Below are 14,935 nucleotides of genomic sequence, written 5' to 3'. Positions count from 1 at the left end.
CACTCTTCATCACACGATCAAGAATTTGATGCGGATATAAGCCTCTTTCTGGAAAATTGCAAGGCATTCGCGCCGAAAGCCTTTTCCGCAGCTATTTCAGCACGCCGAGCATGGAGCTATCGGGATAGCAGGTGGGCTTCATGCCGCTCTTTTCCTGCCATTGACCGATCGAGCGCCGGGTTTTGTAGCCGGGCAGGCCGTCCGTGCCGCCGACATCGTAGCCCTTGTGCTCCAGAACCTTCTGCATATTGGCGACATCCGAGCGCAGCATCTTGCCGACATCGCCCCATTTTTCCTGAAAAGCGCCGCTGCCATTGGCGATGCGGTCGGCAAGATTGCCGATATAGAGGCCGTAGAGATCGGAATTGTTGTATTCCTTGATCACGTAGAAATTCGGCGTGACGATGAATTCCGGTCCATCGCGGCCGGCCGGGACCAACATCATGCCGCTGGCGCGCATTTCGTCCGCTGGGAAGGCCTTGCCGGAAACCGGCTTGATCCCAAGCGAAGCCCATTGCGAGATCGGCTTCGCTAGATCAGGTCCTTCCTGCGCGCAGGACATATTCTGCGGAATGGTCACTTCGTATCCCCAGCCACGGCCGCGCTGCCAGCCCTTCTGAACCATATAGTTGGCTATGGAGGCCAAAGTGTCCGGCACTGAGGTCCAGATGTTGCGATGGCCGTCGCCATCGAAATCGACGGCATATTTCAGATAGTTGGTCGGCATGAACTGCGGCTGGCCGAGCGCGCCGGCCCACGAGCCCTTGAACTGATCCGGCGTCACATCGCCATGGTCGAGGATGCGCAGTGCCGCGATCACTTCGGTGCGGAACATATCCTTGCGCGTCGACATGAAGGCCTTGGTCGCCAGCACCTGCATCGCCGAATTCGGCAGCTTGGCGGCGCCGAAGCCGGTTTCGCGGCCCCAAATCGCAAGCAGGATCGGTCCCGGAACGCCATAGGTCTTCTCGATCCGCCGCAGCACCGGCCCATATTGCGAGGCGAGGCTCCGCCCGGTCGCGGTGAGCTTCTGCAGCCGCGTCTCGTTGAAATAGGGGGCGGGCGAGGAGAATTCCGCCTGTGTCTGTGCCTGCTCCTTCGGCTTCGGGAAACCCGGCGGCTCGAGGTCAGGCAGATCCCAGTTCAGCATCACGCCGGCAAAGGCGGCCTGGAAGGTCTTTTCCGAAATCCCGGCCTTTCGCGCTTCCGGCCAGAGATCCTTCTGAATCCAGGTTTGAAACTGCGCTTCGACATCGGCTTTCGAGGCGGCAAGCGCAGGGAGGGGGAGAAGGGCGAGGAGGAGGACGCAGAGTAGGGAAAGCAGCCTTTGTGCATGCCGAGTCGCTGATACGCCCCTCTGTCGCTTTCGCGACATCTCCCCCACTTGGGGGGAGATTGTTGGGAGTTCGCTGCCGCCGTTATCCGTAAAATTTCCCTCGGCATCTCCAGGCAGGATATTGGTTTGAGGCAGATCGCCGCTGCGGGCCACCAATCTCCCCCCTTGTGGGGGAGATGTCAGCGAAAGCTGACAGAGGGGGGTAAAAACTCTCCTCATACTCTTTCCTTTGTTGCGGCTCTCAAATCGCCGTCCGCGCCCTCAGCGCCGCCGCCAGCGTGCCTTCGTCGAGATAATCGAGCTCGCCGCCCACGGGCACGCCATGGGCAAGGCGGGTGATCTTGACCTCGAGGCCATCAAGCTGGTCGGTTATATAGTGTGCTGTTGTTTGCCCCTCGACCGTCGCATTGACCGCGATGATGATCTCTCGGATCCCGCCTTCGCTGACGCGCGCGATCAGCCCACGAATGTTGAGATCATCAGGCCCGACGCCGTCGAGCGGCGACAGGACGCCGCCGAGGACATGGTAGGCGGCGTTCATCGCGCCTGATCGCTCCAGCGCCCAAAGATCGGAGACATCCTCGACGACGATGATGACGGACTGGTCGCGGCGATCGTCGGTGCAGACAGTGCAGGGGTCGACGGTATCGACATTGCCGCAGCGCGAGCAGATCTTCACCTTGTCGTAAGCGTCGCCCATCGCATGCGACAGCGGGCCGAGCAGCTGGTCCTTCTTCTTGATCAGATGCAGCGCCGCGCGGCGCGCAGAGCGCGGCCCGAGGCCTGGTACTTTCGCCAGGAGCTGGATGAGTTTTTCGATTTCGGGGCCGGTGACTCGCTTTGCCATGGGAGGCTTTTAGCTCATAAGCTTCAAGAACGGAATCTCGGAAGGAACGGTTGACCGATGAAAATTCTGGCCATGTGCCGCGCTGCCCCTGAAACGCTGCCGGGCAAGAAGGCGAAAACCGGCATTAACAAGCACGCAGTCAGCGGTGCCGTCATGATCGACGAAATGGGACTGCTCGGCGATGCCATCTGCAATCGCAAGCATCACGGCGGCCGTGATCAGGCTGTTTATGTGGAGGGCTCGCTGACGCTGGACTGGTGGGCAGCCGAGCTTGGGCGACCGTTGGAGCCCGGCGCCTTCGGCGAAAACCTCGTCATCGATGGCCTGGACAATTGCAAGGTCGCCGTCGGCGATCAATTCATAGCCGGCGATCTTGTTCTGGAAGTGACCTCCGCGCGCATTCCCTGCTCGACCTTCGCGGCGAAGATGGATGATCCGCAATTCGTCAAGCGATACATCCGGGCCGGGCGGCCCGGCATCTATTGCCGCGTTCTTGCGAGCGGCACAGTGAGCGCTGATATGCCGGTCACCTACCTGCCCTATGCCGGCGAGAGGTTGGCCATGCCAGAAATGATGGCGACGTTCGGCAGGCGATTGTCACCGGAGGATCGGGCGCGCTATCTGGCGGCGCCCATTCATCACAAGCTGCGTGCGCTCATCGAAAGCGGCGCAGCAGTCTGAAATCACCGCATGGCAATCGCGACGGCGGCGCCTGCCATGGTGCCAGCGCTGGCGCGATTGGCGATGCGTACGGCGCGGCGGCTCTTGAGGAAAGTTCTGGCCTTCGCGGCAAGCATCGCCCAGGAGAGGTCGATGACGACGAGCACCGCAAACATCGTCGCCACCAGCTCGGCCCAGCCCGAAATCGTTACGCCGTGCAGATCAATGATCGAGGGCAGCAGCGCCACATAAAATACCATGATCTTGGGATTGCCCATGGTAACCGTGAAGCCCGCGAGGAAGAGCCGTATGGCTGATTGCTCGTCCGGCAGCTCCTCTCCCGCCGTATCGGAGGAGGCAAACCACATCTTCCAGGCAAGGTAGAGCAGATAGGCGACGCCCAGCCACTTGATCGCCACGAAGGCCAAATGGAAGGTTTCGGCGATGGTCGCAAGGCCGGCAACGGCGCAGGTCAGCCAGATCGCCTCGCCGAGCCACATGCCCGAGAGGAAGGGCAGCACGTTTCGCGCGCCCTTCGTCAGCACGCGCGCCACAAGTGCAGCTATGTTCGGTCCCGGCGATCCCGCCGCAATGAATAAGGCACCGGCAAAAACAAGCAGCGTCGACAGGCTCATCGAATTCCCTCCAACAGGGCAGGCTGGACGATATCTGGAAGAAGAACGCCAGAGATAGCATTCCGGCGCGGCTTTTCCAAATACCGGATTTATGTTCAGCAAAGCTCGGCGCGAAAACGCTCAAAGATTGCCTTGCCTTCCGACCAGTCGCCCAGTCCGGATGCCGCATTGATATGGCCGTGTGGCCCAACATCGACGAAGGTGCTGCCCCAGCTTTCGGCACTGCGACGCGCATGATCGAAGGAGCCGAAAGGATCGTCGGTGCTGGCGACGAGAAGGGACGGAAAAGGCAATCGCTGCCGTGGCGGATTGGCAAAGCTGCCGGCTTCGGCAAGATAGATTTCGCCTGTGGGATCGGGCGCGGCCACCATGAACGCGCCAAGGATCGCCGTCTTCTTGATGGGCGCCCAATGGGCGATCAGTTGGCATGCAAGGCTGTGCGCGATTAGGATCGGCGGCGTTTTGGAACGTGAGATTTCGCCCTCAAGCGCTGCAATCCAATCCGAAAGTATCGGTTTGTCCCAGCTCGACGGCTGGAAGCGCCGCATGGTCGGATCGTCCCGTTCCCACAATGTCTGCCAGTGACCTTCTCCCGAACCGCCCAGTCCCGGTAGCGTGATGATGTCGCTCATCTCTATCCTTTCTCCATAGTTCATACACGGAGAAAAGCTGGCATGCCGGTATGCCGATTGACATTGCAATCTATCGGATAAAACTTGTCCCAACCGATGAATTAAAGGTGAGCAATGGATACTATCGAAAGAGGACTGGATCCGACGGATCTATCGATCATCGAAATCCTGCAGCAGGACGGGCGAATCTCGGTATCGGAGCTCGGTCGCCGTGTCGGCCTGTCGCAGCCGGCGGCATCGGAGCGGCTGAAGCGGCTGGAGGAGCGTGGCGTGGTTGCAGCCTATCGCGCCGTCATCGATCCCGCTGCCGTCGGGCTCGGCATGATGGCAGTCATCCGCCTGCGCACGACGCATGAGCATATCCGGCCGTATCTGAAGCAGTTTTCGGAAATGCCTGAAATTATCGAGGTGCTGAGGCTGACAGGCGAGGATTGCTTCCTGCTCAAGGTTCTCGTGCCGACACCGGCTGACCTTGAAACCATCGTCGATTCAATCGCCCGCCATGGTGCGGTGACGACATCGCTGGTGCTGCGGAACGAACCTGTAAAGGCGATAGGCCGCGATCTCATTCGCAAGGCGGCCGCACGCTGAAAGAAATAGTCCAACCTCAGAACGGCAGCTTGAAACCGGGCGGGATCGGCAGACCGGCGGTCAGCTCGCGGGTCTTTTCGGCGGCGATCGCCTCAGCCTTTTCCTGAGCATCCTTGTTGGCGGCGACGATCAGGTCTTCGAGGATCTCGACATCGTCTTCCTTGAAGAGCGAGGGATCGATCTTGAGGCCGACCATGAGGCCCTTGCCGTTGACGGTGACGGTGACAAGGCCGCCGCCGGCCTTGCCTTCGACGCGGATGTCGGCGATCTCCGACTGCATCTTCTCCATCTTCGCCTGCATTTCCTTCACTTTGCCCATCATGCCCATGATGTCGCGCATCGTCTTTGGTCCTTCTTCTCCGAGTCTCTGTTTGAGCGGCAGGATATGTCGTCATGGTCGTCAACCGCTTCAAGCCGAAGCGGTTCCGTCAGCATTCATCCTAGCCTTAGAATTCGATGTCGTCGCCGGGTAGAATATCGCCATCGACGGATTCGGCGATTGCCGGCGGAGCAGTTGCTTCCTCTTCGTCGTCCGTCTCGGGTGCCCGCACCCGCACGTCGATGATCTTTGCGCCCGGAAATTGCGCCAGGATCGCTGCAACATCGGGGTCCTGCCGTGCATCGGCGACGCGCTGCTTCTGGGCGTTCGCTTCTGCTTCGACAAGTGTCGGCTGGCCCTCCTCGCGGCTGAGGCTGACGATCCAGTGAATACCGGTCCATTCCTTCAGCTTGACGGCAAGCTCATTCAGCAGAGTGCCGGGAGCGCCCGGTGCCAGGCTGACATCGAGCCGGCCCGGCTCCAGCTTGACCGGGCGCACGAAGGTACGCACCAGCGCCTTCATCTTCGGATCGCGCTTCTGGCTCGCAAGCTCGGCGATATCGGCCATCGAATTAACAGGCACAAGTGGCTTCGGCGCTTCAACCGGTTTTTGTTCGATGCGCCCGACAGGCTGCACGTCCGGCTGTGTATTCGGAACGGAGCGCAGCATAGCGACCGGTGCGGAAGGCGTAGGTCTTGGCGCTGGCGTTTCCACTGCACGCGCCATGGCATTGCCCTGATAGGACACCGCTCCGCCGCCACTGCCGCCGCTCGTAGACGGCGAGGGGCGGGAGCCGCCATTGCCGTCGGAAAATTCGGCAAGCCTGCGTGCCGCATCTTCCGGGGCCGGCAGATGGGCCGCGTGCGCAAGCCGGATCAGCACCATTTCCGCAGCGCCGGCGGTGCGTGAAGCGTTCTCCGTTTCGGCAATGCCCTTGAGAAGCATCTGCCAGATGCGGGAAAGTGCGGTTACCGCAACGCCTTGCGCGAATTCCGCCGCTTTCGTGCGCTCGACTTCGCTGAGCGACGGATCGTCGGCAGCATCGGGCACATATTTGAGGCGGGTCACGAGATGGGTGAAATCAGCAAGGTCGGTCAATACAACGACGGGATTTGCGCCGGCCTCGTACTGGCTGTTGAATTCGGCAAGAGCTGCCGAAACATCGCCTTTGACGACATGGCCGAAGAGATCGACAATGCGGGCGCGGTCGGCAAGGCCGAGCATGGCACGCACCGCATCGGCGGCAACGAAGCCGCTGCCGTGGGCGATCGCCTGGTCGAGCAGCGACAGACCGTCGCGCGCCGAACCTTCGGCGGCACGCGCGATCATGGCGAGCGCTTCCGGCTCGGCCTCGATGCCTTCCTTGCCGGCAATGGTGGTGAAGAGCCCGACGAGATCGGAGGCGCTGATACGGCGCAAGTCGAAGCGCTGACAGCGCGACAGCACCGTGATGGGAACCTTGCGGATTTCGGTGGTGGCGAAAATGAACTTCACATGCTCGGGCGGCTCTTCGAGCGTCTTCAACAGCCCGTTAAAGGCCGCCGTCGACAGCATGTGCACTTCATCGATGATGTAGACCTTGTAGCGCGCCGAGACCGGGCGGTAGCGCACCTGCTCGATGATCTCTCTTATATCGTCGATACCGGTGTGCGAAGCGGCGTCCATCTCGATGACGTCGACATGCCGGCCTTCCATGATCGCCTGGCAATGGTCGCCAGGCTCACGCAGGTCGATGGTGGGCCGATCGATGTCAGCGGTCTTGTAGTTGAGCGCGCGGGCAAGGATGCGGGCGGTCGTGGTCTTGCCGACACCGCGCACGCCGGTCAGCATATAGGCTTGGGCGATACGGCCGGTCTCGAACGCGTTGGTCAGCGTACGGACCATCGGCTCCTGGCCGACCATCAGGTCCGTGAAGTCCTTGGGTCTGTATTTGCGGGCCAGCACCCGGTAGCCGGTGCCGGTCGAGGCGGCATCTTTTGCTTGTCGCTCGGTGTCGCTCATCGCCCTGCTTATTGCCCGGTGCCCTGCTTGTCGCCCGGAAAGCCGGGTCCTGCTTTCGGAAAGGGTGGGAGGCTGGCACGAATGACCCGTGCCGGGCTCGTTAGGGCTGCTTCCTTCCGGACCTGACCCGGTTGGCGAGTGGCTCGTCCACCACCAACCTCCCGGATGCACATATCGGCAATATCGTCATCAAAAGCAAGCCAAGGTCAAAAAAAACTGCTAAACATTTGATAAAACAATGGAGGATGCCCCCTTGAACGAGTTTACGCTCGACGATCGTCTGGCGAATGACAGCGTTTCCGTCACCATAACTGGCCTGTGCGACGTCAGGCTGATGAAGGATCGCCGCTGGCCATGGCTCGTGCTCATCCCGCGCCGGCTCGGCAAATCGGAGGTTTTCGAGCTGACTCCGCTCGACCGGATCTTGCTGACCTTCGAAACGGATAAGGTCGCAAGCGCCCTGAAGACGGTGACGGCTGCGACAAAAATCAATGTCGGGGCACTTGGAAATATCGTCCGTCAGCTGCATGTTCATGTCATCGCGCGGTTCGAAGGTGATGCCAACTGGCCAGGCCCCGTCTGGGGCTACGGCAAGGCGGAACCCTATTCGGACGAAGACATGAACAGCCTCATAGCCAAGTTGCGGGAAACGCTTTTACAATGAGCCATTCCATCTTTTCCTCGGATGCGCCCCATCCGGAAGCCAGCAGTCTCACCGCTTTTGCGGAAAACCAGCTCAACCGGGATGCCGAGCATCGCGACGAGGAATCGATCAAGCAGGCGCTCGCCAAGGAAGGCACGCATATCCTGGCTTTCGCCCAGGACCGGCTCGTCCTGAAGCATGACGGGCAGGTGCTCGATCCTCTGTTTGCCCGCTACGAGCTGAACGACCTCGATCCGAATTGGGACGAGGCCGTTCTCCTCGGCTACCGCAAGACAGGCGAGCCCCGGCTTGCCGTGCCCGTGCGTGTCAATCCAGACGAGCTTGCCAGCCAGTACAAGCCGGCCGACATGCGCGCTCTGTGGCGTGATCTGCTGCTGGAAGGCGAAATCCTCGGTGAAGCCGCGCAGGGCATGAGCCTCATTCGCTGGAATGGCGACAACCGTTTCTGCGGTCGGTGCGGTTCCGTCATGGAAAGCCGCATCGGGGGCTACAAGCGGGTCTGCACGGCCTGCGAACATGTGATCTTCCCGCGCACCGATCCGGTCGTCATCATGCTCACGATCGACGAGGAGCGGAATCGCTGCCTGCTTGGCCGCAGCCATCATTTCGCGCCAGGCATGTATTCCTGTCTCGCCGGCTTCGTCGAGCCGGGCGAAACCATCGAGAATGCAGTGCGCCGCGAAACACTCGAAGAATCCGGTATTCATATCGGCCGCGTGCGCTATCATGCTTCCCAGCCTTGGCCGATGCCGCATTCCCTCATGATCGGCTGCTATGCTGAAGCCAAGTCGACGGACATTCATATGGACGAGGCCGAGCTTGAGGATTGCCGCTGGTTTACTCCGGAAGAGACGCTCGCCATGCTCGACCGCGTCTCGGCCTCCGGCAACACATCTCCGCCCAAGGGCGCCATCGCCCATCGCCTGATGCGCGATTGGGTGGAATGGAAGCGCTAGGACTATTGTGCCATGGCCCGCTCGGAACGCTTGCTGACGCTGTTGCAGACGCTGCGGCGCTATCGCCGACCGGTGAGCGGTGCCGTTTTGGCGGAGGAGACCGGCGTCAGCCTGCGCACGCTCTATCGCGATATCGCCAGCTTGCAGTCGCAGGGCGCCATGATCGAGGGCGAACCGGGGATCGGCTATGTCCTGAAGCCTGGCTTCATGCTGCCGCCGATGATGTTTTCGCAGGATGAGATCGAGGCGCTGGTGCTGGGATCGCGATGGGTAGCCCGCGCTACCGATTCGCGCTTGGCGGCAGCCGGCGCCGACGCGCTTGCCAAGATCGCCGCCGTGCTGCCCGCCGATCTTCGCGATGAGGTCGACCAGGCGGCAGTGGTCGTTGCCACGCGGCGTGTCACCGAAGACAAGGCCGATCTTTCCCTCATGCGCAAGGCGATCCGCACGGAGCGCATGGTGCAGCTGACCTATGGCGATGTGAACGGCGCCATTTCCACCCGGCGTATCTGGCCCTTCGCGCTCGGCTATTTCGACAATGCCCGCATCATCATGGCCTGGTGCGAGCTGCGTCAGGATTTCCGCCATTTCCGCGCCGACCGCATCGTCGATTTTGCGGTGCTGGAGGCGCGCTATCCGCGCCGGCGTGTCGCGCTTGCCAGGGAATGGCATGCCCGTGAGGGCATGGTCCACAATTGATCCGCCAAAGCATGTCGCGCAAGAGTGTGCAGCGTTTTGCGACAACGACATGCGTAAAATCAAAGATCCAAAGCGCAGGAGGCGAATCTGAAAGATCGCGACCCGCTTCAGTGTGATGCTACTGCCAGAAACTGTCAGTAGATGCGGCTATGATGGGTCTATCCAATCAGGAAGGAGGACCGATCATGGCAGGCAACGTTTCCATCATTTCGCAACATGTGCATCGCGGCGGCGTCGAGGCGCTTAAAGGCAAGCATCAGTCATGGCCGGCTCGTCTCTCTGAGCTCGCGCTTGGCTATTTCAGCCGCCGCTGGAATCGTCTCGATATCGAGGAAGCGCCGAGTTCCGTGATGCGGGATCTCGGTTTTCTCGATGGCCGTGCACCTTACCGCGAGGAAGAGCGGATGCATTAGAGCAGTTCCAGGAAAACTGCGTGGCAGTTTTCCGTCAGGAATTGCGGGAAATAAAGAGATAGGGCGGTTCGGAGATTCCGCGAAAGACTGAACCGCCCCGGAGCATCCTACGCGAAGTTCGCCGCGACTTTGCGATAACGATATCGGTAAAATCGGAAATTCAAGCGCAAGACACTGATCCGAAGGCTGCAGCAGGCTTCGGAAATGCGGCTTCGCACGCACTCATCATGACAGACAAAGCCATCCTCGGCGGGCTGAGCTCCGTCCGCCGGGCTACAGCCGCATGCCCTTAAATCCATCAAAACAAGAGGACTATTCAGATGACCAGCCCCAACCTCATCATCTTCTATGTCAAGGACCCCAGCGAAAGTACGCCGTTCTACCGCGATCTCTTCGGCCGTGAGCCGGCATTCGCGTCGCCGAACTTCGTGGCTTTCGCGCTCGACAACGGCCTAAGTCTCGGCCTCTGGCGCCGAAGCAGCGTCGAACCCCAGCCCTCCGCCATCGGCAATCGCGGCGAACTGGGCTTCATGGTCGAAGGCGCTGGCGCCGTCGAGCAGCACTATAGGGATTGGAAGGCACGCGGCCTGCCGATCGCGCAGGAGCTGACGACGATGGATTTCGGCCCGACTTTCGTTGTGCTCGATCCCGACGGCCATCGTCTTCGGGTTTGTGAGCCGGATAAGTGACTCTCTGCCCTGCTTGCCCCTCACCCTAGCTCTCTCCGCTCGCGGCAGGGCTATCGCATATGGAGGCAGATGAGCACCATAAGCTCCTTCTCCCCTTGGGGAGAAGGGGACCGGCCTTCGGCAAGCTCAGGAGACCGGATGAGGGGCTTGAGATGATAGGCAAAGACTATTTCATAATAGCGGCTTGCGGAGCCTCCCGCCCTTCGTTGGTGTTGACTTCCAACATTTGCAAAAGACACTGATCAATGCACCCAAAGCCACCGGAGGGCCAATTGCTCCATCATATTTCATTCGGTGTATCCGATATCGAGAAAGCCGCTGCTTTCTACGACGCGGCTTTCGCGCCGCTCGGCTATGTCAGGGTTTGGGAAGACTTGACCCCGGCGATCCCGATCAAGCCATTGGATATGGTCCCGTGGGTGGGGGCGACAAGTTCGCCATCAAATTGCGCGCTGGCGAGGCTCGTGCGCCAGGCGCGGGCTTCCACCTCGCCTTCGCCGCGGCAAGCCGCGAGGCCGTCGCTCTTTTTCACGAAGCCGCCCTCGCTCACGGCGGAAGGGACAATGGACCGCCGGGTTTTCGGCCTCATTATGGCCCGAGCTACTTTGCAGCTTTCGTCATCGATCCCGACGGACATCGAATCGAGGTCGTTACCAAGGTCGAAGGATAACAGCCGGATAGAAGTCCTGGTGGTTCGGTCGCCCTCGTGGTTCGAGGCCTCAGCCCTCTATGGACTTCCGCACCTCACCATGACGGCTAACCTTCTACGTCAATAGCGACCTTCGCTCCGCCTCATCCTGAGGAGCGGAGCTCGATGAGCGAAGCCTCGAAGGACGAGGCGGCCTCCGGCGCCACTAGGTCTAGAGATCGCCCCGCATCGGATGACCCTTGTAGACGCCGAGGATGCGGACCTTTTCGGAGAAGAAGCGCAGTTCTTCCAGCGCCCGGCGCACATGTGGATCGGAAGGATGACCTTCGATGTCGGCATAGAACTGCGTCGCCACAAAACGGCCGCCGAGCTGATAGCTTTCGAGCTTCGTCATGTTGATGCCGTTGGTGGCGAAGCCGCCGAGTGCCTTGTAGAGCGCGGCCGGAATGTTGCGGACGTTGAAGACGAAGGTCGTGACGATTTTTTCGTCCGGCGCGCTGCGCTCGGCCCAGTCCTCGTCGCGCGACAGGATGACGAAGCGCGTCATGTTGTTTTCGGTATCTTCGACATTCTCGGCGATGATTTCCAGCCCGTAGAGATCGGCCGCAAGCCGGGGCGCCAGTGCCGCCATGCTGCGATCGCCGGTTTCCTTCACCAGCTTGGCAGCACCCGCCGTATCGCCTGCAATGACAGGCTTCCAGCCGTTCTGACGCACGATGTTGCGGCATTGGCCGAGCGCATGGATGTGGCTGTGCACCGTGCGGATCTCTTCCTTCTTCACGCCTGGCAGAACCATCAACTGGAAACGAATCGGCATGAAATATTCGCCGACGATATGCAGTCGCGATTCCGGCAGCAGATGATGGATATCGGCGACTCGCCCGGCGATCGTGTTCTCGATCGGGATCATGCCGAGATCCGCATCACCATTATCGATGGCGGTGAGGGCATCCTCGAAGGTCTGGCAGGGCAGAGGCTCCATGGTCGGGAACATGTCACGGCTGGCCATGTCGGAATTGGCGCCGTACTCGCCCTGGAAGGAGATCTTATTGGTCTTGGTAATCATGGGATGCCCTTGGGGGAATGCCGTCAGAGAGAGGCGGCGGAGAGGATGCGTCTGGCCTTTTCGAGGTCGGCGGGAGTATCGACACCGAGCGGTATCGTGTCAACGATCTCGACATCGATGCGCATGCCGGCCTCCAGCGCCCTCAGCTGTTCCAGTGATTCGCGCCGCTCCAACGTCGATGGGCCGAGGCTCACGAATTTCGCGAGGGCGGCGCGGCGGTAGGCATAGAGGCCGATATGGTGATAGAGCGGCCCTTTGCCATACGGTGCGGTCGTGCGGGTAAAATAGAGCGCGTGCAGACGGCTGTCCGAGATCGGTGAGCCGACGACCTTGACGACGCTCGGCGCGGTCTTTTCTTCCTCGTCCTTGATCTCGACCGTCAGCGTTGCGATGTCGACGGCCGGATTTTCGAGCGGGCGCAGCGAGGCGCGGATCGTCTCAGGATCGATGGTCGGCAGGTCGCCCTGTACATTGACGATGATCTCCGCGCGACCTTCGGGATCGACGGCCTGCAGGGCTTCGTAGATGCGGTCCGAGCCGGATTGATGGTCGGTGCGCGTCATGACGACCTCGAAGCCGGCATTGGCGACGGCGGCATAGGTATCCGCATGGTCGACGGCGACGACGATGCGACCGATCGCCGCCTCGCGCGCACGCTTGGCAACCTGTACGATCATGGGCAGACCGCAAATATCTGCGAGCGGCTTGCCTGGCAGGCGCGTGGAGGCCATGCGGGCGGGAATGAGGACCAGCGTCTTGTCTAAATTTGAATCACTCATTGTTGGGCCTTCTATTCCCGAGGGAAAAGTGTCAAAACGTCTCATGGTGGAGACCGTTTACAGAGTTGCAAGAAACAGCCAAAAGACATAGGTTTCGCGCGAATTCAAGATGGGCCAGCGGAGGATGCTGGCGGCGAGGGGAGCATAGCAGATGAATTCATCCTACGTGAACATGGGAGTCGGGGCACTTCTGGCCACGCTGTTCGTGTTGAAGTCCGTGTCGCTCGCGTCAGGATTTATTTTCCATTCAGAGGCACCGGAAAAGCCCGGTTTTGCCATCGTCGCGACCGAGGAGCCGGCTGCTGGCGGTGACAAGGGGGCTGCTGCCAAGGCGGAAACGCCGATCGCTCAGCTGCTGCAGAAGGCGGATGCCAAGGCCGGCGAAGCGATCTTCAAGAAGTGTCAGGCCTGTCATTCCGGAGAGAAGGGAGGGCCAAACAAGGTTGGCCCTGATCTCTGGGGCATTGTCGACCGCCCGGTCGCAGAGCACGAGGGCTTTGCCTATTCGGCTGGCATGAAGGACTTCTCCAAGGGCGGTTCGGAAAAGTGGACCTATGACCACCTCTATCACTTCCTGGCCGCTCCGAAGAAATTTGTCGCCGGAACGGCGATGGGCTTTGCCGGCCTGCCGAAGGAAGAGGATCGCGCCAACGTGATCGCCTATCTGCGCACGCTCGCCGACACCCAGGTGCCGCTGCCGGATCCGAACGCACCGGCCGCGACGAACTGAGGCAAATTCTCGGACCAATTGAAAAACGCGGTCGCCAGGCCGCGTTTTTGTATTGATCGTTCAGATTGAAAGCCGGCGTGAGCGCGTCCGCTGATCGAGGTCGAAGACCTTCAATCCATCCTCGGCGCTTGGCGGCATGCGCCAATCCTCGGCGATCAGCGCCTTTCGCGCATCGCGCAGGCCGGCCTCCCAATGTTCGCGCATGGACAACGCAGAAAATTCGTAGTCCTTCGAATGCGAGCGGAACTGCTTGTTGCGATAGATCAGGTGGATGATCGTCACGCCGTAATCGGAGCAATGCTGCTCCAGTTTCTTGATTTCCGGATCGGCCTTGGCCTCTTCGGGAAGGCGGGCATAAAGATCTGAGATGGTCCGCCGCAGGCGATGACGCTCGAGAAAGAGGTCGGTGTTGAGCCGGGTGCGGCTGGAATAGGTAATGTCCTTGCGCCGCTCCTCGACTTCCTCGAGATCCTGCGGCAGCGGGCCGACGGCGCTGAAGAGATCGACCTGAAAGACGACCGTATCGATATCGGCACCATTGCGCAGCACGTAGCTGAGCGGCGTGTTTGAGACGAGGCCACCGTCCCAGTAATGCTCGTTGCCAATCTTGACCGCTGGAAAACCGGGCGGCAAGGCGCCGCTCGCCATCACGTGCTCAGGCCCGATCTTGATGTCCCTATTGTCGAAGAAGGCAAAATTGCCGGTGCGCACATTGACGGCGCCGAGGCTTAAGCGCACCGGGCCATGGTTGATTCGGTCGAAATCCACGTGATCGATCAGCGTCTGGCGCAGCTGCTCCGTATCATAGATGCTGGTCGCGCCCGCCGAGCCGCGTGTCTGAAACCAGGCCGGAATCTGCCAAGGGGAAAAGAAGCCGGGCACGCCGAAGGTCGAAACCCACCAACTGCTGACCGAGCGATAGAAGGGATTGGTCTCGCGCCGATCTTCCATCAGCAGATCGACGGGAAGATGCACGGTCACCTTGTTCCAAAAGGAACGCAGAGCCTCAAGCCGTTCGCCGGGCACGTTGCCGGCCATGATAGAGGCATTGATCGCGCCGATCGAGATGCCGGCGATCCAATCCGGTTCGATATTCTGTTCTCTGAGTGCCTGGAAGGCACCCGCCTGATAGGAGCCGAGCGCGCCGCCGCCTTGAAGCACAAAGACCTTCTGCGAATAGGCTGACGCGGGGTTGGTGACTGGAGCTGCAATATTCATGTGCCATCCTTTGCTGCGCTCCGGGTGGGAAGGCCGGGATGCGCAAAATA

17 protein-coding genes, 1 other RNA gene and 1 pseudogene are annotated in these 14,935 nt (G+C 60.5%); 9 read left to right on the top strand and 10 right to left on the bottom strand.

Annotation, left to right across the window (positions count from 1 at the left end):
• Positions 1 to 91: 91 nt before the first annotated feature.
• Positions 92 to 1,375, bottom strand: coding sequence for a lytic murein transglycosylase (locus tag AC13RC_RS31650; protein ID WP_113389949.1), 1,284 nt, complete (start codon positions 1,373 to 1,375; stop codon positions 92 to 94).
• 202 nt (positions 1,376 to 1,577) lie between these two features.
• The gene (gene recR / locus AC13RC_RS31645; RefSeq protein ID WP_069613597.1) at positions 1,578 to 2,183 is read right to left on the bottom strand and encodes a recombination mediator RecR; all 606 of its coding nucleotides are present in this window, start codon (positions 2,181 to 2,183) and stop codon (positions 1,578 to 1,580) included.
• A gap of 57 nt (positions 2,184 to 2,240) precedes the next feature.
• On the opposite strand from recR, the gene AC13RC_RS31640 reads away from it, so the two are divergent.
• The gene (locus AC13RC_RS31640; protein ID WP_113354136.1) at positions 2,241 to 2,864 is read left to right on the top strand and encodes an MOSC domain-containing protein; all 624 of its coding nucleotides are present in this window, start codon (positions 2,241 to 2,243) and stop codon (positions 2,862 to 2,864) included.
• Positions 2,865 to 2,866: 2 nt separating this feature from the next.
• On the opposite strand, the gene AC13RC_RS31635 is transcribed toward AC13RC_RS31640, so the two are convergent.
• Positions 2,867 to 3,478, bottom strand: a complete 612-nt coding sequence (locus tag AC13RC_RS31635; RefSeq protein WP_113354135.1) for a LysE family translocator — start codon at positions 3,476 to 3,478, stop codon at positions 2,867 to 2,869.
• Positions 3,479 to 3,573: 95 nt separating this feature from the next.
• Complete coding sequence (locus AC13RC_RS31630; protein WP_113389930.1) at positions 3,574 to 4,110, bottom strand: RBBP9/YdeN family alpha/beta hydrolase; 537 nt, start codon at positions 4,108 to 4,110, stop codon at positions 3,574 to 3,576.
• 114 nt (positions 4,111 to 4,224) lie between these two features.
• Here AC13RC_RS31630 and AC13RC_RS31625 point away from each other — a divergent pair, with 114 nt between their 5' ends.
• On the top strand, positions 4,225 to 4,701 hold the full coding sequence (locus AC13RC_RS31625) for an Lrp/AsnC family transcriptional regulator (protein ID WP_113389931.1): 477 nt from the start codon (positions 4,225 to 4,227) through the stop codon (positions 4,699 to 4,701).
• Between the two features lie 16 nt (positions 4,702 to 4,717).
• Here the strand turns inward: AC13RC_RS31625 and AC13RC_RS31620 are convergent, their stop codons facing one another.
• The 3 genes from AC13RC_RS31620 to ffs form a co-directional block, all read right to left on the bottom strand.
• Positions 4,718 to 5,041, bottom strand: a complete 324-nt coding sequence (locus AC13RC_RS31620; protein ID WP_037155519.1) for a YbaB/EbfC family nucleoid-associated protein — start codon at positions 5,039 to 5,041, stop codon at positions 4,718 to 4,720.
• A gap of 106 nt (positions 5,042 to 5,147) precedes the next feature.
• Positions 5,148 to 7,022 (bottom strand): DNA polymerase III subunit gamma/tau, encoded by a 1,875-nt coding sequence (locus AC13RC_RS31615; protein ID WP_488559562.1) that lies wholly within the window; start codon positions 7,020 to 7,022, stop codon positions 5,148 to 5,150.
• A 64-nt stretch (positions 7,023 to 7,086) separates the two neighbouring features.
• Positions 7,087 to 7,184, bottom strand: an RNA gene (gene ffs / locus AC13RC_RS31610) — signal recognition particle sRNA small type.
• Between the two features lie 91 nt (positions 7,185 to 7,275).
• Between ffs and AC13RC_RS31605 the strand changes: the two genes are divergently transcribed.
• The 6 genes and pseudogenes from AC13RC_RS31605 (at position 7,276) to AC13RC_RS31580 (ending at position 11,113) form a co-directional block, all read left to right on the top strand.
• Positions 7,276 to 7,686 carry an HIT family protein gene (locus AC13RC_RS31605; RefSeq protein WP_488559561.1) on the top strand — a complete coding sequence of 137 codons (411 nt, stop codon included), beginning with the start codon at positions 7,276 to 7,278 and terminating at the stop codon, positions 7,684 to 7,686.
• Positions 7,683 to 8,642, top strand: a complete 960-nt coding sequence (gene nudC, locus AC13RC_RS31600; protein WP_488559560.1) for an NAD(+) diphosphatase — start codon at positions 7,683 to 7,685, stop codon at positions 8,640 to 8,642. Before AC13RC_RS31605 ends, nudC begins: the two co-directional genes overlap by 4 nt.
• A 12-nt stretch (positions 8,643 to 8,654) precedes the next feature.
• Positions 8,655 to 9,341: a helix-turn-helix transcriptional regulator gene (locus tag AC13RC_RS31595; protein ID WP_069613605.1), complete on the top strand. Its 687-nt coding sequence runs from the start codon at positions 8,655 to 8,657 to the stop codon at positions 9,339 to 9,341.
• Between the two features lie 185 nt (positions 9,342 to 9,526).
• Complete coding sequence (locus tag AC13RC_RS31590) at positions 9,527 to 9,754, top strand: hypothetical protein (RefSeq protein WP_488559559.1); 228 nt, start codon at positions 9,527 to 9,529, stop codon at positions 9,752 to 9,754.
• Positions 9,755 to 10,074: 320 nt separating this feature from the next.
• Positions 10,075 to 10,443, top strand: a complete 369-nt coding sequence (locus AC13RC_RS31585; RefSeq protein WP_069613607.1) for a VOC family protein — start codon at positions 10,075 to 10,077, stop codon at positions 10,441 to 10,443.
• 272 nt (positions 10,444 to 10,715) lie between these two features.
• A pseudogene (locus tag AC13RC_RS31580) lies at positions 10,716 to 11,113 on the top strand (VOC family protein).
• A 190-nt stretch (positions 11,114 to 11,303) separates the two neighbouring features.
• On the opposite strand, the gene AC13RC_RS31575 reads toward AC13RC_RS31580, so the two are convergent.
• Positions 11,304 to 12,158: a prephenate dehydratase gene (locus tag AC13RC_RS31575; protein WP_113397404.1), complete on the bottom strand. Its 855-nt coding sequence runs from the start codon at positions 12,156 to 12,158 to the stop codon at positions 11,304 to 11,306.
• 23 nt (positions 12,159 to 12,181) lie between these two features.
• Positions 12,182 to 12,937, bottom strand: coding sequence for a 3-deoxy-manno-octulosonate cytidylyltransferase (locus tag AC13RC_RS31570; protein WP_113354128.1), 756 nt, complete (start codon positions 12,935 to 12,937; stop codon positions 12,182 to 12,184).
• Positions 12,938 to 13,088: 151 nt separating this feature from the next.
• Here AC13RC_RS31570 and AC13RC_RS31565 point away from each other — a divergent pair, with 151 nt between their 5' ends.
• Positions 13,089 to 13,667, top strand: coding sequence for a c-type cytochrome (locus tag AC13RC_RS31565; RefSeq protein ID WP_113354127.1), 579 nt, complete (start codon positions 13,089 to 13,091; stop codon positions 13,665 to 13,667).
• A gap of 60 nt (positions 13,668 to 13,727) precedes the next feature.
• Here AC13RC_RS31565 and AC13RC_RS31560 read toward each other — a convergent pair whose 3' ends face one another.
• On the bottom strand, positions 13,728 to 14,885 hold the full coding sequence (locus AC13RC_RS31560) for a patatin-like phospholipase family protein (RefSeq protein ID WP_113396127.1): 1,158 nt from the start codon (positions 14,883 to 14,885) through the stop codon (positions 13,728 to 13,730).
• Between the last annotated feature and the right edge of the window lie 50 nt (positions 14,886 to 14,935).

Source organism: Martinezella sp. CNPSo 3890, assembly GCF_057784455.1.
This window is presented reverse-complemented; position numbering and strand designations above follow the sequence as displayed.